This is a genomic window from Arthrobacter sp. C9C5 (assembly GCF_013359735.1).
In the GTDB taxonomy this organism is placed as follows: Bacteria; Actinomycetota; Actinomycetes; order Actinomycetales; family Micrococcaceae; genus Arthrobacter.
In genome coordinates, this window is the sequence record NZ_JABFMX010000031.1 from 1 (window position 1) to 19,458 (window position 19,458).

Consider the following 19,458-nt stretch of genomic DNA (forward strand, 5'->3'; position numbering starts at 1 on the left):
GGTTGCGAGCACCTTGGGCTGTTTCCCGTACTCCCACGACCGGGAGGTCTCCACGGCCAGCTCCGCCCAACTGCGGATCGCCCCGTACCCACCTCTGAGTGCGGGGCGATCGTGCGCTTAGTTGCCGGGGCGTTCCATTGTGTCGTGAATGACAAGGATCGGATAGGATGCAGCGGGGCCCGGCGCATGGGGCCGGTGTCAGTCCAATGGTTTCCGTGCTCACCATGGAGGCGTCCTCGGAGTGTGGCCAGAGATACGCCCCAGGACGGGGAACTCTTGGACTAGACCGGATTCCGCACGCGCTCGGCGGTACAGCAAAGTCATGTCTCGTACCAAGCGGCACGTACGGGATCAGCCCATACGTCAGCTCAAAGTAGCCACTTTCGCCGTCACAATGGTGGCCATCGGCCGCGGAGCCTGGCGGACCCACTGAACGTGGGGCGAGAGCGCGCGTCGCGTCATCTGCGAGTGCTCAGAGCCGCCCCGCCGGCGATAACGGGATGGTCGCGGTGCAGGTTTCCGAGGGCTGAGGCGCCTTGCGGCGAGCCCAGCTCCTCGAAAAACTCCACATTGGCCCGGACGTAGTCGGCCCACTCCTCGGGGACATCGTCCGAGTAGTAGATGGCCTCCACCGGGCATACGGGATCGCAAGCGCCGCAGTCGACGCACTCGGACGGGTGGATGTAGAGGGAGCGTTCGCCCTCATAGATGCAGTCCACCGGGCATTCATCGATGCAGGCCTTGTCCTTCACATCCACACAGGGCTGGGCGATGACGTACGTCATGGTGGGCTAGACGCCGGTGTAGACGGTCTTGCCCCACGTGAAGAAGTCCAGCGCGGACTTCCCCTGTTCGCGGAACGTGTTGGTGGAGGAGTCCTTAACTCCGCCGAACGGCACGTTGAGGTCCAGGCCCGCCGTTGGACGGTTGACCTTGATGACTCCGGCTTGGGCTCGGGCGGCGAAGTCCGTGGAAAACGCCAGGGAGTCGGTGCAGATGCCCGCGGTGAGGCCATAGCGGGAATCGTTGATCGCGGCGAGCCCGGCCTCGTAGTCCGGGACCTCGAGGACGGCCACCACGGGTCCAAAGATCTCCTCGGTCACGGCGGCGTCGTCGAACGGCAGGTCGGTGAGAATGGCGGCCGGGAAGAGGAAGCCGGCGTCGGTGCCGCCGTCGAATTCACCGTGAAGCAGCGTGGCGCCGCGTTCGACGGCGGTGCGGACCGCGGCCTGGTTCTGTGCAAACTGCTGGGCGCTCACCACGGCGCCCATGCTTGCGGTCTCTAGGCCGTCACCGGCGCGGTAGTGCGCGGCTTCCGCGGTGAGGGCGTCCAGGAACGCGGCCCGGATGCCGGGGGTGACGTAGACCCGGGACGTCGCGGTGCAGGCCTGGCCGGTGAGTCCGAACGCCCCGGCCGCCACCACCTGGGCAGCCTTGTGGGGATCGGCGTCGTCCAGGACCAGCACACCGTTCTTGCCGCCCATTTCCAGCTGGACGCGGGCGCGGCGGGCGTTGAGGATCTCCTGCAGCCCGAGCCCGACGTTCGTGGAGCCAGTGAAGGACAACCCGGCGATGCGGGAATCGCGCGCCAGGGCGTCGCCCACCACCCGTCCCTTGCCGTGGACCACGTTGAACACGCCGGCAGGCAGCCCGGCGTCCTGCAGGGCGCGGGCCAGATGTGTGGCCGAGAGCGGGGTGAGCTCGGCCGGCTTGATGACCACGGCATTGCCGCTGATCAGCGCCGGCGCCGACTTCCATGCCGGGATGGCGATGGGGAAGTTCCACGGCGTGATGAGCCCGACGACGCCGAGGGCCTCGCGGCGGGTGGTGATGGTGGTGTCCGGCAGGCCGCTGGGCAGCACCTCGCCGGTGGCAGCCCAGCCGAGGGACCCGAAGAAACGCAGCACGTCGGAGGCCCGCTTTACCTCGCCCTTGGCTTCGGCGAGGGTCTTACCCTCTTCGCGGACCAGGTCCTCGGCGATGGCGGTCTGGCGCTCCATCAGCAGGGTGCCGGCAGCCATCAGGATTGCGCCGCGCGACGGTGCCGGCAGTGCGGCCCAGCCAGGTTGCGCGGCGGTGGCGGCGCTAATAGCTGCGCCAACGTCGGCTGCGGTGCCGCTGGGGGAGACGGCAGCGAGCTCGCCCGGGCGGGCCGGGTTCATCCGCTTGGTGTCGGCCCCGCCAACCCATTCGCCGTTGATCAGGTGCCGGGCGGTGATGCGGTCCGTGTCGGTGGAACCCTCGGTTGCAGTTGAGGTGGCTGGTGCTGTGGAAGTCATGTCGTTCCTTCTGGAGAGTCTGAGCGTGGTGTGTGCTGAATGTCTGGAGTCTGTGGTTATAGCCCGCGGATCAATCCGCCGTCGCAGCGAAGCGCCACGCCGGTGATGTAGGAGGCAGGCCCGCTGCAGAGGAATGCGGCGGCGGCGCCAAATTCCTCGGGTTCGCCGTAGCGGCGGGCGGGGATGGTCTTCCGGGATTCCAGCTGGATGTCCTCGGGCGTGGTGCCGCGCCGCTTGGCGGCGGCCTGGTCGAGTTCGGCCACCCGGTCCGTGGCGATGCGTCCGGGAAGGAGCATGTTGACCGTAACGGCGTCCAGGGCCACCTCGGCGGCGAGCGTCTTGAGGTAGCCTGCCAGCGCCGCGCGGCCGGTGTTGGACACTGCAAGGTTGGGCAGCGGCGCCACAACACCGCTGGAACCGAGGGCCAGGATCCGGCCCCACCGCCGTTCCCGCATGCCCGGCAGGATGCGCGAAACCAGGGCGTGGTGCGGTTTGACGAGTTGTTCGAACGCCGCGGCGATGTCGTCCGCGCCGAGGGACGAGGCCGCGCCGGGCTTCGGTCCGGGCCCGTTGAGGACCAGGATGTCGATCGGCCCGAGTTCCGCAATGGTCTGGTCGACGGCGGCGGCTACGCCCTCGGCGGTGCTCAGGTCGGCTTCGATGGCGACGGCGCCCGGTCCGTAGGCGTCGGTCAGTTCGTCCACGATCTCTTTGGCGAGGACGCCACGCCGGCCGGTGACGGCTACCCGGGCGCCTTCTGCGGCAAGGGCGCGGGCGACGGCGAGGCCCAGGCCGCCGGTCGAGGCGGCCACGAAAGCGGTCTTTCCGCTGATTCCGAAGTCCATCAGTTCCTCCCCGCCGTGGTCAGCACGGCGCCCGGGTTTGAGCCGAGGGCCCCGGCGGCCTCGGCCAGGTGCATGCGAAGCCCGGTCCGGAGAACGTCCGGGAACGCCGCGGCCGGCGCGCGGACTCCGGTTTCAGCGATCAGTCCGCGCTGGTGGAGGCATTCCTTGCGGATCGCCAGCGCAATCTTCGCCTGCTGCTCGAAGTTGATCAGCGGCAGGTAAGGCAGCAGGGCGTCGCGGGCTGCGTCGTAGCCTCCGTTTTGCCAGGCCCGTACGCAGGCGATGAGCGCCTCCGGGTAGGAGAAACCGGTCATCGCTCCCGCGGCACCGGCCAGGAGTTCGTCCAGGAGTCCCTGGCCGCCGAGCCCGCCGAACACTGAGACGTCCAGGGCTGAGGCCAGGCTTCCAATTGCCACGGAGGTAGGCGGGGCCTCGGCCTTGACCGCGGTGACGAAGCTGCAGGCCCGGACCACGGAAATGAGTGCCTCGGTGCTGATGTGGACGCCACTGGCCCGCGGATAGTCCTGGAGCACCACGTTGGCGCCGGTGGACTGGTGAATAGCGTTCAGGTGCGCAATCACCACGGCGGGGTTGGCGGAGTTGGCCTGGACCATGACGGCTGCCAGCCGGTCGCCGGTGGCGGCCTGGATGGCGCGGATTTCGTCGACGGCGGTGCCCGTGTAGAGGGACGTTACCCCCGCGACGAGGGGCAGGCGCGTTTCCTCCACGACGACTTCCAGGACCAGATTGCGCTCGGCGGCCGTCAGGGCTGCGGCTTCGCCGAACACGCCCAGGACCGTGAGCCCAGTGGCGCCGATGGACTCGTAGTAGCCCACGAGCCGGGCCAGGCTGTCCGTGTCGATATCCAAGGCGCCGCCCTGGAACGGTGTGGCGACGACGCCCCACACTCCGGGTGTCAGTGACTCCCGCATTGGTTTCTCCTTCTAGGCTCTTGTTGTTCTCGGAGCTGCAAAATATGGGGCCGCGGAACGGCCAGCGGCGGCCGCTCTAATTTCCGGGCCAGACCGGCGGGCGTTTTTCCTGGAAGGCCCGGACGCCTTCGGCCGAGTCTTTGCTGTCCAGCGCCGCCATGAGCGCCGGGAGCCGGAGCCCGCGGGCCTCGGTCGCCGTCAGGTGCGAGGTCCGGGCGACCATCTGCTTGACCGCCCGGACGGAGGTGGGCGCACAGGCGAGGATCTGGTCCACCCAGCGCTGCACCGCTGCGTCGAGCTCCTCCGCCGGCACCACCTCGTTGACCAGACCCATGGACTCCATTTCCCTCGCCGCGGCCTTCCGCCCGGTGAGGAGCATGCCCATCGCCTGGGTATAGGGGACACGGCGCACCAGCTGATGGATGCCGCCGTCGAGCGCCAGCCGCCCGACCCGCGGTTCCGTCAGCCCGAACCGGGCCGTGTCCGCCGCGATCACGATGTCGGCGCCGAGCACAATCTCCATGCCGCCGCCGAGCGCGTACCCGTTGACCCGGGCGATCACCGGGATGTCCAGGGTGGTGCGAAGGCTGAGGCCGCCGAAACCATTCGGGTCCAGGCCGGCCCAGTATTCAAGGCCGGTCTTGTCCACAGCGGAGGCGGACATGTCCGCGCCGACGCAGAACGCCCGGGTCCCGGCGCCCGTGATGACCACGGCCCGGACATCGGGATCGGCTTCGAGCTGGTCCCAGATCTGGTTGAGCTTGGCCTGGGCGCCGCCGTCGACGGCATTGAGCACGTGCTGGCGGTCGATGACGACGGTGGCGACGTGGTTTTCGACGGTGAGCGTGACCTGGTCGACGACGGCGGCGGGTGCCGGGGCGCTCTGCCCGGTTTCTGAAACCGCGGTCACCGCAGGACCCCCAGCTGCTGCAGGCGCTCGATGGTCTCGGCGTCGAAGCCGTTCTCCAGCAGCACCTCAACGTTGTGTTCACCAAGCCGCGGGGCCACCCGGCGGATGGCGGGCGGCGTCGCGGAAAGCCGGATAGGTGCGTTCAGCATTTTCACGGTGCCGACGCCGGGGTGCTCGGCCTCGACAATCATGTTGTTGGCATGCGTCTGCGCATCGGCCAGGGTTTGCTCCAGTGTGTGCACCGGGGCGTTGAGCAGGCCCTGGTCTTCGAGCCGGGAGGTCCAATAGTCGGTGGTGTTGGTAGCGATGCGCTCGCGGAAGATCGCCTGCAGCGCCGGCTTGTGCTTGAACTGCTGTTCGAGGTTGGCGAACTCCGGCCGCAGCGTGAGGTCCTCCTCCAGCCCCAGCGCCTCCGAAATGCGAAGCAGCGGGTCCGGGGTGAAGCCGCCCACCATACACACAGCGCCATCGGTGGTTTCAAAGACGCCGCTGAGCGGCATGGCGCCCCAGTTGACCTCATAGCCGCGGTTGAGCTGCATGCAGGCCTCCTGCATCTGCAGGTGCAGCATGGAGTCGTACATGGTCACCTCCACCTTCTGTCCGACACCGGCCGACTCGCGGGTGCGCAGCGCCAGCAGGATGCCCTGCATCAGGTGCATGCCCGTGATGTAGTCGCACAGCGTGGTGGGATAGATGGCCGGCTTGACGTCGTCCGACTCTCGCCGCCACATGACGCCGGAGTAGGCCTGGGCGATCGCGTCCTGGCCGCCCTTGTGGGAGTAGGGACCTTCGGGGCCGAAGCCGGTGCCGGAGGCCCAGATGATGCCGGGGTTCTGCTCCTTGAGGTCCTCGTAGCCAAAGCCCATCCGCTCCATCACGCCGGAGCGGAAGTTACTGACCACAACGTCCGCGTCCGCCAGCAGACGGCGGAGGACGTCCTTGCCCTCGTCGGTGCGGGTGTCCACGGAGATGCTGCGCTTGTTCCGGTTGATGGACAGGAAGATCGGGTTGTCCTGGCCGTCCTTGTCCGGGAACGAGTTGCGGGAAATGTCTCCGGCGCCCGGGCGTTCCACCTTGATGATGTCCGCGCCGTAGTCGCCCAGCAGCTGGGTGCAGGACGGGCCCATGAACACCTGGGTGAAGTCCACGATCTTGATGCCCTCGAGCGGCAGCGGGACGCCGGCAGATTCCGGTGCGGCCGCCGCCGTCGTGCTGGCCGTGGGGCCTGACTGGAGGTCGTCGATGACGGTGCTCATGCTCCCACCACCGCGTCCACGTCAAGGGTGGCGTTCGACGACGGGACGTCGCCCGGGTCCGCGCCGTGCCGCCGCATGCCCTCCTGGATGTCCAGGGCGGAGACGTTGCGAACGAGCGTGCCATTCTCGACCGCCAGCGCGGCGGCGACGCCGACTGCCTGGCCCATGGCCATGCAGGGCGGGATCTCGCGGGACATTTTCTGGGCCTCGGGGGTGGCTGAATAGTGGCGGCCGGCCACCAGCAGCTGGTCCACTTCCTTCGGCAGCAGCGACCGGAACGGGTAGTAGTAGTCGCGGCCGCGGGCCACGGTGTCGGCGAAGTGCCGGCGGGAGGTGACGTCGTCCTTGGTCATGACGTACTCGCCTTCAAGCAGGCGGGTCTGCCGGACGCCCATCTGGGACGCGACGTCGAGCATGTAGCAGTTCTCGAAGCCGGGCAGGTTGGCGCGGACGTAGTCCACGGACTCGGTGATCTTGTCGCGGGCGGCGAACTCAGCGGCGGTCATGTCCGCCGGGTCCACGCCGTCGTAGCCGGTCATGTGGGGTGCGTTGCACCAGACCACGCCGTCGATGGGGGTCTTGAGCCACCAGAGTTCCCAGGCGCCGCCGAGGAGGCGCTTGATCTTGCGGTTGATGGCGCGGGCTTCCTTCGGATTGGCCTGCTCGAAGGCCTCCGCGGCGTTGGTGTCTACGTTGCCCAGACGGAAGACGAGGGTGGTGAGGTAACTGTCCTTGACGTAGCTGGCGCCGGCGCGGGAGGCGACGTCGATGTCGCCGGTGGTGTCGATGACGATGTCCGCCATAAACGCCTGGGGGCCGGACTTGGTCTCGCAGATCACGCCCTTGATGACGCCGTCGTCAACGATGGGGCGGGAGAACCAGGAGTGCAGGCGCAGGTTGACGCCGGCTTCGCGGACGAGGTCGTTGGAGACGCGCTTCCAGCCGTCCGGATCAAAGGCTGCGGCGTAGCAGACCGGCTTGGGGGTGGTGTGGGAGTGGAAGTCGAAGGTGCCGTAGCGGCCCCATTTGTTCCACAGTTCCTCGGAGGTTTTACGGTCATCGGCCGGCGGGACGATCGCCAAGCCCAGTTTCTGCAGGCGCTCGACGTACTCGGAGACGATGCCGGTGACGGTGATTTCCTGGCCGTTGATCATGTCATCGAGCACCAGGACCATGCCGCCGGAGGCGAGGCCGCCCAGGGACGAGTAGCGTTCCAGCAGCGTGACCGAGGCACCGGAGCGGGCGGCGGTGACGGCCGCGGCCACACCAGCGGGGCCACCACCGACGACGAGGACGTTGGAGCGGGAGATGACGGGGGCGGTGAGGTCCGCCGTTGTGGTGCTGAGTTCCAGCGACGACATGGCTGTGGACGGGTTCATGGAGGATCCTTACTTTTCCGGCGCAATTGCCGTGGGACGGGCGGCCGCTGACGTAGAAGACGGTGCTCAGGAGGACCCGCGGCGGCCGCGAATTCCACCCGGCAGAGGGTATGACGCATCGCGGCCCGTTGCGGGCCGTGATGCAGACTGTTGGGGGTTCCGGCGTTACTTGCTATCCGGACCGGAGAAAGGGCAGAGGCTAGAGCCGGCGGGTCACCACGCGTGAGGTGCGTTGACCCAGATCGCTACGCAGACCTCTTCGTAGCTGTTCTTGTACCAGTGGGGTGTTTCCGAGGAGAAGGTAATCGAGTCGCCTTCTTCCAGGGTGTACTTCTCTCCGTCCAGGAAGATGTCCTGCTGGCCGGAGATGACGATGCCGAACTCCTCGCCGCTGTGGCGGAAAGGAGTGGCGCTGGTGTCGTGGCCTGGCGGGCTCACGATCCATTGGGCCTCCAGGGCGCCGTTAAGGTCCGGGGTGAGCAGCTCATAAACTGCCTCTCCCACGGCCTTCTTGGTGACGCCCTTGAGGTTGCGCCGATCAGCCTTTCGGACGATGGGGGACCGGGCTTCCTCCTGTCCCAGGAAGAACTTCCCGACAGGAATGTCCAGTCCATGCGCCAACTGCGCCAAAGTGGTGAACGACGGGTTGGCCAGGCCGCGCTCGATCTGGCTGACGATCGCCGGGCTGAGACCAGTGACGTCCGAGAGTTTCGCGAGGGTCATTCCTTTGTCCTTGCGCATGTTGCGGACCTTGTTGCCTACGGTGGCAAGAAGGACGCTCGTGCTTGCGGGGGAATGTCCCGTGACGGCTTCGTTGGTCATGCTCCGACTCTCTCTCGGTGAGCTAACACACATAACTATAGTGAAAACTTTTAGCGAATCAAGGTTTTGGTGAATATTTTTAAGATTCCCGCCACAATCCGCCTCTGACGTGCGGCTAAGACCCCTGGTCCGATGCCGGTCCTCCCCGGCGGGCCGGACTCCTCCTAAAACCCTTGACTCGGTGAAGATCTTCAATATAGTTGTGTGAGCCGCAACACTTTTAGGAAGAACGCTTCGAACTGGTTAGGGCGTACGGCCTCCTGGCGGGAGGTGTGTCCAACCCGTGAATACGCTTCTTTCGGGAGCGCAGCTGCCGTGACAACTGCCAGGCCATCCGCAGACCACGATATTGCCCGGCCAAGAAGGAGTAGTCCCTCTTGCCGACCTGGATGGCCCGTTTTGCATTCAAGCGCTACGAAGAGGCATGCGTAGCTATCTGGGCTAACTCACCTCCCATGTGGTGAGCCGGTCCCGCCCCGGACCAAGCCAAACGATAGTTTCGATTGCCGGCGACCCCACCCAAGGTACCCGCTGGCAGTCTGTACCCTCACGCACCCCGAAAGTGCGGGGGAAGGAATAAAGGAATCATGACTGACACTGTCGTCAAGACTGACCCGGAGACCGGCCGCAAGTCCCGCCTCTCTCCCGAAGTCCGCCGGGGACTCCTCGGCCTTGGACTCGGAAACACTCTGGAATGGTACGACTGGATGGTCTTTGGCCTGCTGTCGGCCTTCATCGGGCCCAAGTTTTTCCCGTCCCAGGACCCCGTTGCCGCAACACTGAGCGCGCTGGCCGTCTTTGCCGTGGGCTTCGCGTTCCGTCCACTGGGCGGCATCCTGCTCGGCACCTTCGCCGACAGGATCGGACGACGGCGCGTAATGCTCTGGTCCATCATGATGATGGCGGTCACCACCCTGATCATTGCCGTGTCGCCGACCTATGACCAGATCGGCCCAGCGGCCGGAATCATCCTGCTGGTCTGCCGCATCGTCCAGGGCATCTCCACCGGTGTTGAAGCTCCGCTTTCCACCGCCCACGCCGTCGAACTCGTCCCCGAGGGACGCGAGGGCTTTGTAGCTGGCATCATCTCCTTCTACGTCAACGCAGGCATCCTGCTCGCCTCACTTGTCAGCTACCTCTCGTCCCTGATGCTCGGTGGAACCGCCATGGCCGACTGGGGCTGGCGCGTGCCCTTCATCGTCGGCGCAGCCTTCGGCTTCGTCGTTGTCTACCTTCGCCGGACCCTTCCGGAAACCATGAAGCCCGAGGAACTGGCGGAAAACAACTCCGCCAAAACAGTCTGGGGTGGGGTGCGCAAGCACTGGCTCAGCGTCCTCGCCATCACGTTCGTCGTGGGCGCCGCGCAGGCCTACAACTACGCCTGGAACACGGGCCTGCCGACCGCGGCCCGCACCGGCTTCAAAGAAGACGCCACCGCGGTCTTCGCACTCACCACCGTCCTGGGCATCGTGCTAGTGGTCGGAAGCCTCATCATCAGCAAGGTCGCCGACGGCAAATCCCTCTCCAAGTGGTTCCTGATAACCAGGGCTCTATCCATTCCGTCCGTCTTCCTCATGCTCATGTACGTCCGCCCCGGGATCGCTGGATTCGCTGCCGTCCTCCTGGGAGGCTCCGTGGTGCTGGTGCTCAACATGACCCTCTACAACGTCGTCACCAGCTCGCTCATGCCCAAGGGTTGCCGGGGGGCAGGGACGGCCCTCGGATACGGACTGGGCGTCGCTTTGTTCGGCGGCACAGCCTCCTACCTGCTTGTATGGCTGCAGTCGCTGAACGCGTCCTGGATCTTCCCTGTCTACGTCGCCGTCCTCTCCGCACTCAGCATCGTCTTCTACCTGCTCGCCCGGAAGAAGAACGGCATCTTCATCGGAAGGTAGGAACACGAATGGACCTCACCCAAACAGCCCGAGGTGGCCCGGACACCGACGCGACGTACGAGCTCACCAGCGCAGACGTGGAACTGTACGAGGCGGCCCGGCGGCTCCTCATGACGGCCCACCACAGCGAGAACCATCGCGTGGCCGCCGCAATGCGTGGTGGATCCGGGGCCATTTACCTCGGGCTTCACCTTGGCTCGAAGCGAATCAACGTGTGCGCTGAGTCCAGCGCTCTCGCCAATGCCCGTATCGCCCAGGAAGACTCGATCCACTCCGTGGTGGCGGTCAGCATGGACGGGAACAGTGAACCGCAAGTCACCAACCCCTGCGGGCTCTGTCGGGAACTGCTGCGCAGTTACGGTGCGGAGACGTTCGTCCTGGTCGACGGGGAAGGCGCGGTAGAAAAAATCCGCATAAAAGAACTGCTGCCGTACCCATGGATGCGCGCAACGGAAACGGAATGGGACACGCGCCCGCCACGGCCTGGACCGCAGCACGGCTAGCAAAACAGCAAGACACTATTTCTGAGCACCAACGGGAGGCCGGGACAAACAAGCCCGGCCTCCCGTTCGTGTTTGGCGTGTACAGGCATTGACCCGAGCGCTTCAGCGAACTCTAACCGGATAAATGAATCGTTAGGGGCGCCCCCTAACACCAGCTTGCCCTGACACAAACGCCGGCCCAACCTTGCGTAGCGAAGCCTAGGCTCTCACGTCCAAGTGCCGTGCCGGCAGCGAAGACCAATTGCGCGGCTGCCGAATCCCGCCCTGATCGGCTGCCGGTGCCCTGCCGACTTGATGCCCGGCGTGGCAGCCGAACCATCCTACGCCCCCAGGTCTGGGCGCCCTGGAACCTCCCGGCGCCTACCATTACCGGGACGGACACATCTTCCCCCGTAGCGTCTATCTGGTTCTGGCCACCGCTCCCTCTATACTGCCGGAACCGCCTAATGAGGGGCACCGGGGAATCAGACCACCCTTTTCTTCCGTGAATACCGAGGACACAGTCGGAGCGCCCTACGATCAGGCGCCAACGTGAAAGCGTACGCTTGCAGCGACACTGGCTCGGTAGTCCTCGGACGGCGGGTCACCGGCCGGGGAGGGAGCATGATAATCGGCGATGTCCTGGAGTGGGTGCGGAGAGCGCATCCGTTCCCGTACCCGAGGCAGACGGCTGCGTCTTCTATGGCTCTGCTTTACATCTCAGGCGGGGTGACCGTCCTGCTCGTCCTGGCTTTTCCGCACCCTCAAACGATCAGCGTCGGCGTCCTCCTGACCCTGGGAGGCGTCGCTCCGGTCATAGGTCTCGGACTGTACCGGTTCCGGTACACCCTGCCGCAACAGGCTTTACCGTGGCTGCTCAGTGCCGGAACCGGTATTGTCTCGATACTCGTCTCAACCAGTGGCAGCAGAACGGTCGGGGTTTCGTTCAGCTTCTTCTTTCTCTGGGTAGTCATGTACAGCCTGTTGTTCTTCTCTCCCCTTGGCGCGGCGGCTCAAATCGGGATTGCGACCGCTGCCTACGGTGTTTGTCTCGGGTCGCTCCATACGAGCGGCGCGAGCCCGTTCAGCGCCGTGGAGCCTATCTGTCTCGTCGCCGTCGCCACCACCATGGGCCTTGTCATCATCCGGCTGGCCAAGGCTCGTGAACGGAGCGAGATCGACCCCTTGACTCGTGTCTTGAACCGGCGGGGGCTGGACCGGATTCTCGAAGCCGAAGTGAATACCGCACGGCGCGGTCCCGGCCTGCTTGTCGTCGCCATGATCGATGTCGATCATTTCAAAACCATCAACGACACTTACGGCCATCCGGCGGGTGACCGCCTGCTCCAGGTCCTCGTCAGCGCCTGGCAGACAGGACTACGCACCGGTGACACCCTCGGCCGGATCGGCGGCGACGAATTCGTGGCCGTCCTGCCCCGGTGCTCTTGGCAGGACGCAGCACCAATCCTGGAACGCCTCAGGGCGGCAGCGGAAAAAGAAGGCACAACCTGCTCCTTGGGGGGCGCACCATGGCAGCCCGGGGACAGCACATCCCTGCTGCTGGGCCGCGCAGACGCGGCCCTGTACCAGGCCAAACGACTAGGACGAGACCGCGTGGCCTGGAACGCGATATAACCGCAGCTAACATCGCCCACTAACAGGCCCACGGGAACCTGGAGTCCCGGAACGCCGTGTTTTCAGGAATTCCACGCCGCTCTCCCGAGTTAGTAGCGTGGCTGTGAGTTGCCCGAAGGGACCGAAGGGGCTGAATTCAACCGGCGAAGGGGCATCTTCCGACCGGTCGTCGGTCGTGACCTTACATAAGATCCGTAATCGGCGTGAGTTGATCTTCCACTGAGAGCCTCCTTCCCACCTCACTTGTCAGCTCCCTGTCATCCCTGATGCTCGGTGGAACCGCCATGGCAGACTGTGGCCGGCGTGTGCCATCGTTACCTGCAATGCTCCGAAGACCGGGTCCTCTGTGAGGACCTGCAGGGTATCGAGGCCTTGTCTGGCCAGTGCGTTCCGCATTGACGTTTGCAATGCGGGTTGGTTCATGCCAAGTCCACCGCCGAGCACGATCGGGCCCTCGATGTTCAGTTGTTCCGCGCATTTTGTCGCCAGAGAGGCGAGATCGCCTCCGGCTTTCTTAATCATGTTCAGAGCGGCCGGATGCCCGGTGGCGGCGTGTTCAAAGACCAAAGGTGAAATGGCCGCCCAGTACCCACGGCCGGCGCCGCTATGGAACAGGGCGATCAGTGCCTCGGGGCCCGTGACACCGCAGGCTGCCAGCAATGCCTGTGTGAGTTCGTCGGGGTATTGTCCGTCGTTCATGCGTCCAAGGCTGTATCGGACCGCTTCGCGGCCGAACCAATAGCCGCTGCCTTCGTCGCCGAGTAAGTAGCCCCAGCCGCCGGCCCGGGCCTCCTTCTCGCCCGTGGTGCCCCAACCGGCCGATCCGGTGCCGGCGATGACTGCGATTCCGGTGCTGCAGCCTGCTGCTGCGAGCAGAAGTCGGGTGTCATGGATAACGGTCACGGCGGCGTCGGGGGCAAACGGCTCGATCAGCTCCGCCAGCGCTTTCGCGTCGTAGGCGGTGTCGATTCCTCCGGACCCAGCCACCACTTGTGAAATGGGACCACGGCCGAGCCGAGTGAAGACGTCCTCGAGGCTCTTACGGGCCTGGTCACGGCTGACGTTCTGCACGTTGGCGCTGCCGCCGGAAGCATCAGCAAGGGCGATTCCGTCCATCCATTTGATGCCCCGGGTTTTTGACCCCCCGATGTCCAAACCGATGACGGCGCCGGTGATGTCAGGAACTTTCACCAGCGGGTTCCTTCCGGAGTCAAAATTTCGGCTTTGTGCAGGTCTGGCAGCAGGATGCTGTCTTCGCGGATGCCTACGCCTTGAAGAACGGGGTACCGGCACCACACATCGGTTTCGGAGGTGCCCTCGGGTGCGAAGGCGGACGTGATCCGGAAGGTGTGGCTCTCGCCGGGAAGCAGGGACACGCATTGCTCTGAGACTGTCGCCGCAGGGTCAATCCGGTCGGCTTGGAGGACGAGGTCCCGGACGATTGTTTGGGCGGTCACCGTCACTTCGACGCCACCCCGGACTCTGGCGCACCGGGCGGTAATCCGCGCCGGCTCCGTGATGCGGTCTTTGTCCTCGGCGTAGAGGTGGAGGATCCGGTCCCCAAAGCCTATGCCCTCACTCCGCACGACCAGGACGTCGCTTTGGGGCTGGTCAGTCTGTTGCAGGTCCTGAGGGAGGGGAATCTCGGTTTTGCCTCTGGGGGCGACGTCGAACTCGAATTGATGCGTTGCTTCTATGTACAGACCATGAGTGGCGGTCTCCGGTGAAGCGTCTGTGCGGAGGCGTTCCAGGCTAACGGTTCCGTTCCATCTCTGCGCCGAATCGTTGACCATGACGAGGGCGAGCGAATCCCCGCAGCCTTGGACAGTCGCCAGACGGGGCCGGTACGCCTCCCGGATTGCATACCACAGCGGTTTCAGCTGTCCGTATCCGTCGATCGCAGCCCAGGAAGTAACGGGCCAACAGTCGTTGAGTTGCCAGACAATCGATCCGGCACACACGGGCCAGCCGGCACGGAAGTGCTCGATACCGAAGCGGATGGCGCGGGCTTGATTTATCTGGGTGAGGAAGTGCCATTCCTGAAAATTCTCAGGGTCCGGAAGATGAGCGGAGAGCGCCCTCTGAAGTTTCTGTGTACCGTCCTCCGCCTTTTGGTGCTGGAGGAAGGCGGCTGCTTGGAGGTCAAGGTCAGCTGGTTCCAGGGCGCGGGAGAGGGTGGACCAGTTGGGGGGGGCCCTGGAATCCGAATTCGGAAACGAACCGCGGATTCCAGTTCGCGTAATGCGAATAGTCTTCTTGGTTCCAGACATCCCAGATATGCACGTTCCCGTGGGCCGGGTCGTTGGGGTGCAGTTCCGGATCGCCGGAGTAGGGACTGCCAGGCCAGTACGGGCGGGCGGGATCCAGTTCCGCGACGAGGTCCGGCAGAAGCTCTGAATAGTAGCGCCATCCCCAGCTTTGCCCGTCGAGTTGGGCCTTCCAGTCCCAGTCCCAGACGCCCCAGACGCATTCATTGTTTCCATTCCAAAGCACCAGGCTCGGGTGGCTCATGAGCCGCTCAACATTATCCCGCACCTCCCCGGCGACTTCTTCGTAGAGTGGTCCGTTTTCCGGGTATCCTGCACAGGCGAAGAGGAAGTCCTGCCAGACGAGGATGCCCATGCGGTCGCAAAGTTCATAGAAGGTATCGGACTCATACACGCCCCCGCCCCAGACGCGGAGGAGGTTCATGTTTGCCGCGGCGGCCTGTGAGATGCGTTGCCCCAGCTGATCTTCTGTGATGCGTGAGGGGAAGCAATCGTCAGGGATCCAGTTGGCGCCCTTCACGAAGACGTCGGTTCCGTTGACGGCAAAGACAAAGCTGGTTCCGGCGCGATCCAGTTCGGTTTTGAGCTCGAATTGCCGAAATCCTACGCTTTTGGACCAGACGTCAAGGTCCTGTCCCTCGGCCTGGAGCGTCATTGTGAGAAGGGACAGAGGCTGGGCACCCATGTCATGGGGCCACCACAGTTCGACTCCGTCGAGGTCGATGACTACACGGGTTTTGTCAGAACCCTCGGGAATGGAGACCGATTCAGTTCTGCCTGCCAGGTCGATCCTCAGTCCGAGATCACCGGTAATCCCGGGTGCGCGCACAATCTCTACATCCACTTCCACGCGGGCGCTGCCGTGGGTGGGGAGCACTTGGCCACCCGGCCGGGGCGTAACGGTGGTAGTGATGGACGGGCGGACTGATTGAAGCCGGGCGGCCGCGTACCGCCTGACGGCCACCGGTTTCCACGGACCGGCGGTCACCAGATTCGGGCCCCAGTCCCACCCGAAATTACACGCCGACTTACGCACATACTGGAAGGGCTCCGGATTGCCGTTCGGCAAATCCCCTACCGAGGCGCGGATTTGTTCGGCATAGTCGCGCACATTCTTGAAGATTATGACGAGGTCATTGGCGCCGGACCTGATGACGTCGGTGACGTCCACGGCGTAGCTACGGTGCTGGTTGTAGGTGTGGGCAACATCCTGATCGTTGACCCGGATGACGGCGATCGTGTCTAGGCCTTCGAAGACGAGCTCTGTCCGCCGATCGTCAGTGCCGTCGTGGGGGAAGGTTGTCGAGTACTCCCACTCACTCCGGCCCACCCAATGCTGCGCCTCCTCGTTTTGCCCCTCATAAGGGTCCGGGATGCGCCCGTGGTCCATCAGGACGGTGTGCACAACTGAAGGGACGGGTGCCGCAAGCTTCCAGTCCATGGCCCCGGCTGGGGCGTCCGGGGCCGGGGCCGTTATTCTTAGCGTCCATCCCGTCTCGAGGCTGGTCGTTGCAATCATGGCTTTTGCCTTATCGTGGTTGGTCGGACCGGGGCGGCGTTATGGGAGCGGTTCCTGGTGGGGTTGTTAGCTGGGGTCGGCGCGGTAGAAATACATTTCCCGCGATCCGGAGGGGGCATCCCAGCCTTGGGCGAACATCCAGGTTCCGCCGTATTTGAGCAGTCCGCCCCACGCCAGTGATCCTCCCCGGTGCACCGCTTTCTGGGTGAAAGGCGCCTTCACGTCGTAGAGAGCCTGGGCGGCGGAGAACTGGCCGTTGGTGTCGCCGTAGAAGAAGTCCAGGACCAAGCTGGGGCCGTCGCCGTTGCCCTCGTTGACAATGGCGCAGGCAACTTCGTGCAGTGAGCCGTCCAGCGGCCCGAGGTCAAGGTAGTCCTGCGGCTCAAACGTCCAGTTCACGAAATCGGTGGACCGCCCTACATGGGTGGTACCTCCGCATCCCTCGGACAGGTACATGAGGTACTCACCGCCGATCTTGACGGCTTCGCCGCGGGCGTTTCGAGGGACGACGGCCCCTTTCGCCCAGTACTGCGAGACCTCGTGGGGAACTGCCAGGCCGATTTTTTCCCAGTGGACCAGGTCGTCGGAGACGGCAACGTTGATGTCGCAGCCAACCTCGCCCAAGGGATAGACATCAGGATCCTGGCCGGTTTGCCCGTCGCTGCGATCGATCGTCCAGATCCCGTTGTAGAACATGTAGTAGCGGCCGTGGGCCATGTACACCTTGGGATCTTCGCAGCCGAGGATCTCGTTGTCCAAGGTGGGGTAGATCACCGGGTTGGAGGGGTTGTCCTGCCACCCGGATTCAGGGTCGTACACGGCTACACCGATGCGGCTGGAGACCGACTCTTTGCGCGGGGATGCCCGGTAGAAGAGGTAGAGCTTGCCGTCGCGCTCCATGATGGACGGATTGAAGATCGAGTCCGCCGTCCAGCCGATCCCGGTCGGGTCAGCCCAGTCCCGGACTTGCTGGAAGGTCAGCGAATCGTCTTTGTGGAACGGGCCTACAGCCCAGTCGGGGTGCTCAGGGTATTCGGAGGAGAACTGATCGGTGGATATGGTGTCGGTCAGCGGATTGCTGAACGTGAGCGCACCCTCGTAGCTAGCGAGCAGTGCTTCCGTTGTAATTTTCTGCATGGTGTTTCTTCCTGTGCTGGTGATGCGTACTAGTTGCGGACCAAGGTCACCCAGGTGAACCCTCCCGGGGCGACGGTCACGCGACCGGAGTGGTCTGCGCCGTTCTGGTTGGGACCAGGGGCGACGGGCCGGCCGGAAGCATCAAAGGCCTGCTGGTTCACATGGAAACCTTGGGACATCTGTACTTTTCGTTCCATGCTTGTCGGGGCGGCGCTGACATTCAGGGTTGATTGGCCGGTAGAGCCCGAGACGGAAACCGAGGAAATCTGTGGCTGCAGCAGTACGCCGTCGATCGATGCGTCGCTTCCGGCCGTTCCGACGACGCTGTTTTCGCCGGCACGCAGGGGCCGATCAAGGGAGAACGGAAAAAGTATGCCCGCAGCTGCTGTAATGCCTTGTGCTCCTGCCCCGCCGTTGGGGGTCGTGCCCAGAAGAGTAGTCCCGGCAGTCCAGGACGTCGTTGAACCGGCTTCGGGGCGTTGGTTCACGATCGGGTAGACGTTCCGGTCCTGGTCCGAGCGCGGAACCGGGATGGTGAGAGTGCCGCCGGCGGTGAGTGCGGCATATGCGCCGCCGGACCAGTTTGCTTCACCGGTCCACGAGGATGCGGGTTTGTTCACTGCCCCGCCGGTGATGGTGCCGGTCTCGGCTTCGGCGACTTTGAGGCCGTCCGTGCCCACGGTGCGGCTAATTCCCAGTGCCTTGGACTTCAGCTTTGGATTGGCGTCAAGGGCGAGCATGGAGAGCAGGGTATGGATGGTGGATTCGGCCCCGGAGTTGGGGTTGATGCGGCCGTCGGTTTCGATGCCGTCGATGGCGGTGCCGGTTGCCGGGTTGTAGGCGGGCTTTCCGCTGCGGTTGGCGCCGAAGTACCAGCCCGCCGCCACTGCGGCGACGTCGATCAAGCCGGGCGCGTTCGCCGCCTTGGCCGTGGCTACGAGTCCTTCGACCCGCGAGTCCACGCCGTAGGCGATCTGCGCCTCGCCCGGGACAGGGCTCCATGCGTTGTCCGGGCCGCCCGCGGCCAGGAGTTGCGGGGTGAACTGCGCGGAATCCCGGACGGCCGCAGCGAGCAGGTCGGGACGCTTCAGCTGGGGCGAGGCGCCCGCGACGGCGGCCGCGGTCATACCGCCCCAGGCGTGCCACAGTGTCCGGGACTGGTTCCAGGGGAGTATCGCCCCGAAGGGCCACTGCTGGGCGGATCCCGAGGACATCGCTGCGATGCCTTCGGTCAGCTGGCGCAGCGCGCGGGCGGCATCGCCGTCGTCGGGCGCCGCAGCAGCGTACGCGCTGAGGCCGAGGACGGCCTCCGCGGAGGCGTCGGCCCCTCCGGAAATCAGCCATGCGGGGACCCGGGCGCCGTCGGCAAGGTCGAATTTTCCGTACTTGGACAGGGACTGCTTGTTCAAGGATGTGAGGGCAAGATCCAGCCTGGTCTGCAGGAACGCAGCGAATTCGGGGTCGGCGGACTTGAACGCGGCGTACCCTTCTCCGAGCGCCCACACGGTCCGGGCCAGCCAGTACGACTCGGCCGAGTCGCTGGGGTCCGGGAGTTCTGCCGGTTTGGCGCTCGGTGTCAGGGCGCCATCAGGTTGCTGCCAGAGGACCACGTTTCCGGCGTTGGGGCCGGTGATCGTCTGCAAATACGTCAGTTCGCGCAGCACCTCGAAGGCGCGTTCGCGGCTTGACGCGTCGCCCGTCTGCTGCCAGTGGCGCAGGTAGACGACGGCGGTCCGGGCTATGTCGTCCGCGTTGAAGGCCCCCTGGCTCCAGTAACCTGTGGCCGGGTCCTTGGAACCGCCTCCCACCCTCGTGTAACTGCCGTCGGTGTTCTTGTTGGCGTAGGTCCACGGCGCCTGAGCTGAGGGGCGGTCGCCGATCTGGTACGTCGTGTGGCCATCCACTTCGTGCAGCGGAACCGTGTCGAGCAGGAAGTTCAGGTGGGACAAGTTGGTCAGCGGTGCCTGCGACGCAGCGGCCGGGGCCGGCTGCTGCGTCGCAGAGGCGGCGCTCACCCCGGTCAGGAGCAGGGACAGCGATGCAACGACTGCGACCGGGGCGCATTTCAGGCATGCGTGAACAGTGAGGCGGGTCATGTCT

The 19,458-nt window shown here is 64.9% G+C and carries 16 protein-coding genes; 3 read left to right on the top strand and 13 right to left on the bottom strand.

The features are described 5' to 3' along the window. Positions 1 to 458: 458 nt before the first annotated feature. The 8 genes from fdxA to HNO80_RS17225 all read right to left on the bottom strand — a co-directional run bounded on the left by fdxA (position 459) and on the right by HNO80_RS17225 (position 8,423). Complete coding sequence (gene fdxA, locus HNO80_RS17190; RefSeq protein ID WP_175324068.1) at positions 459 to 785, bottom strand: ferredoxin; 327 nt, start codon at positions 783 to 785, stop codon at positions 459 to 461. Positions 786 to 791: 6 nt separating this feature from the next. Then, positions 792 to 2,279: an aldehyde dehydrogenase family protein gene (locus HNO80_RS17195; RefSeq protein ID WP_175324069.1), complete on the bottom strand. Its 1,488-nt coding sequence runs from the start codon at positions 2,277 to 2,279 to the stop codon at positions 792 to 794. A gap of 56 nt (positions 2,280 to 2,335) precedes the next feature. Further along, complete coding sequence (locus tag HNO80_RS17200) at positions 2,336 to 3,124, bottom strand: SDR family oxidoreductase (protein WP_175324070.1); 789 nt, start codon at positions 3,122 to 3,124, stop codon at positions 2,336 to 2,338. Continuing rightward, the gene (locus HNO80_RS17205) at positions 3,124 to 4,056 is read right to left on the bottom strand and encodes a dihydrodipicolinate synthase family protein (RefSeq protein ID WP_175324071.1); all 933 of its coding nucleotides are present in this window, start codon (positions 4,054 to 4,056) and stop codon (positions 3,124 to 3,126) included. The genes HNO80_RS17200 and HNO80_RS17205 overlap by 1 nt, the downstream gene beginning before the upstream one ends. 76 nt (positions 4,057 to 4,132) lie before the next feature. Continuing rightward, complete coding sequence (locus tag HNO80_RS17210) at positions 4,133 to 4,966, bottom strand: enoyl-CoA hydratase-related protein (RefSeq protein ID WP_175324072.1); 834 nt, start codon at positions 4,964 to 4,966, stop codon at positions 4,133 to 4,135. Then, positions 4,963 to 6,222 carry a CaiB/BaiF CoA transferase family protein gene (locus HNO80_RS17215; protein WP_175324073.1) on the bottom strand — a complete coding sequence of 420 codons (1,260 nt, stop codon included), beginning with the start codon at positions 6,220 to 6,222 and terminating at the stop codon, positions 4,963 to 4,965. The genes HNO80_RS17210 and HNO80_RS17215 overlap by 4 nt, the downstream gene beginning before the upstream one ends. Next, entirely contained in the window at positions 6,219 to 7,601 is a 1,383-nt protein-coding gene (locus tag HNO80_RS17220; RefSeq protein ID WP_217501034.1) for an FAD-dependent oxidoreductase, read from the bottom strand. The genes HNO80_RS17215 and HNO80_RS17220 overlap by 4 nt, the downstream gene beginning before the upstream one ends. Positions 7,602 to 7,814: 213 nt before the next feature. Continuing rightward, a complete protein-coding gene (locus HNO80_RS17225) occupies positions 7,815 to 8,423 on the bottom strand; it encodes a helix-turn-helix domain-containing protein (protein WP_175324074.1) in 609 nt (202 codons plus the stop codon). A gap of 587 nt (positions 8,424 to 9,010) precedes the next feature. Between HNO80_RS17225 and HNO80_RS17230 the strand changes: the two genes are divergently transcribed. The 3 genes from HNO80_RS17230 to HNO80_RS17240 all read left to right on the top strand — a co-directional run bounded on the left by HNO80_RS17230 (position 9,011) and on the right by HNO80_RS17240 (position 12,435). Next, entirely contained in the window at positions 9,011 to 10,318 is a 1,308-nt protein-coding gene (locus HNO80_RS17230; protein WP_175324075.1) for an MFS transporter, read from the top strand. A gap of 8 nt (positions 10,319 to 10,326) precedes the next feature. Continuing rightward, positions 10,327 to 10,821, top strand: a complete 495-nt coding sequence (locus tag HNO80_RS17235) for a cytidine/deoxycytidylate deaminase family protein (protein ID WP_175324076.1) — start codon at positions 10,327 to 10,329, stop codon at positions 10,819 to 10,821. 708 nt (positions 10,822 to 11,529) lie between these two features. After that, positions 11,530 to 12,435 (top strand): GGDEF domain-containing protein, encoded by a 906-nt coding sequence (locus tag HNO80_RS17240; protein ID WP_175324077.1) that lies wholly within the window; start codon positions 11,530 to 11,532, stop codon positions 12,433 to 12,435. Between the two features lie 246 nt (positions 12,436 to 12,681). On the opposite strand, the gene HNO80_RS17245 is transcribed toward HNO80_RS17240, so the two are convergent. From HNO80_RS17245 to HNO80_RS17265, 5 genes are all read right to left on the bottom strand, one after another. Next, positions 12,682 to 13,626 carry an N-acetylglucosamine kinase gene (locus tag HNO80_RS17245; protein WP_349627388.1) on the bottom strand — a complete coding sequence of 315 codons (945 nt, stop codon included), beginning with the start codon at positions 13,624 to 13,626 and terminating at the stop codon, positions 12,682 to 12,684. Continuing rightward, a complete protein-coding gene (locus HNO80_RS18015; RefSeq protein ID WP_249777423.1) occupies positions 13,623 to 14,228 on the bottom strand; it encodes a hypothetical protein in 606 nt (201 codons plus the stop codon). Before HNO80_RS18015 ends, HNO80_RS17245 begins: the two co-directional genes overlap by 4 nt. Before the next feature lie 355 nt (positions 14,229 to 14,583). Further along, complete coding sequence (locus HNO80_RS17255; RefSeq protein ID WP_175324080.1) at positions 14,584 to 16,221, bottom strand: glycoside hydrolase family 2 protein; 1,638 nt, start codon at positions 16,219 to 16,221, stop codon at positions 14,584 to 14,586. A 66-nt stretch (positions 16,222 to 16,287) separates the two neighbouring features. Further along, the gene (locus tag HNO80_RS17260) at positions 16,288 to 17,358 is read right to left on the bottom strand and encodes a glycoside hydrolase family 130 protein (RefSeq protein ID WP_175324081.1); all 1,071 of its coding nucleotides are present in this window, start codon (positions 17,356 to 17,358) and stop codon (positions 16,288 to 16,290) included. 29 nt (positions 17,359 to 17,387) lie between these two features. Beyond that, positions 17,388 to 19,458: hypothetical protein (locus HNO80_RS17265; protein ID WP_217501035.1), on the bottom strand; the 2,071-nt coding region annotated here is incomplete at its 5' end.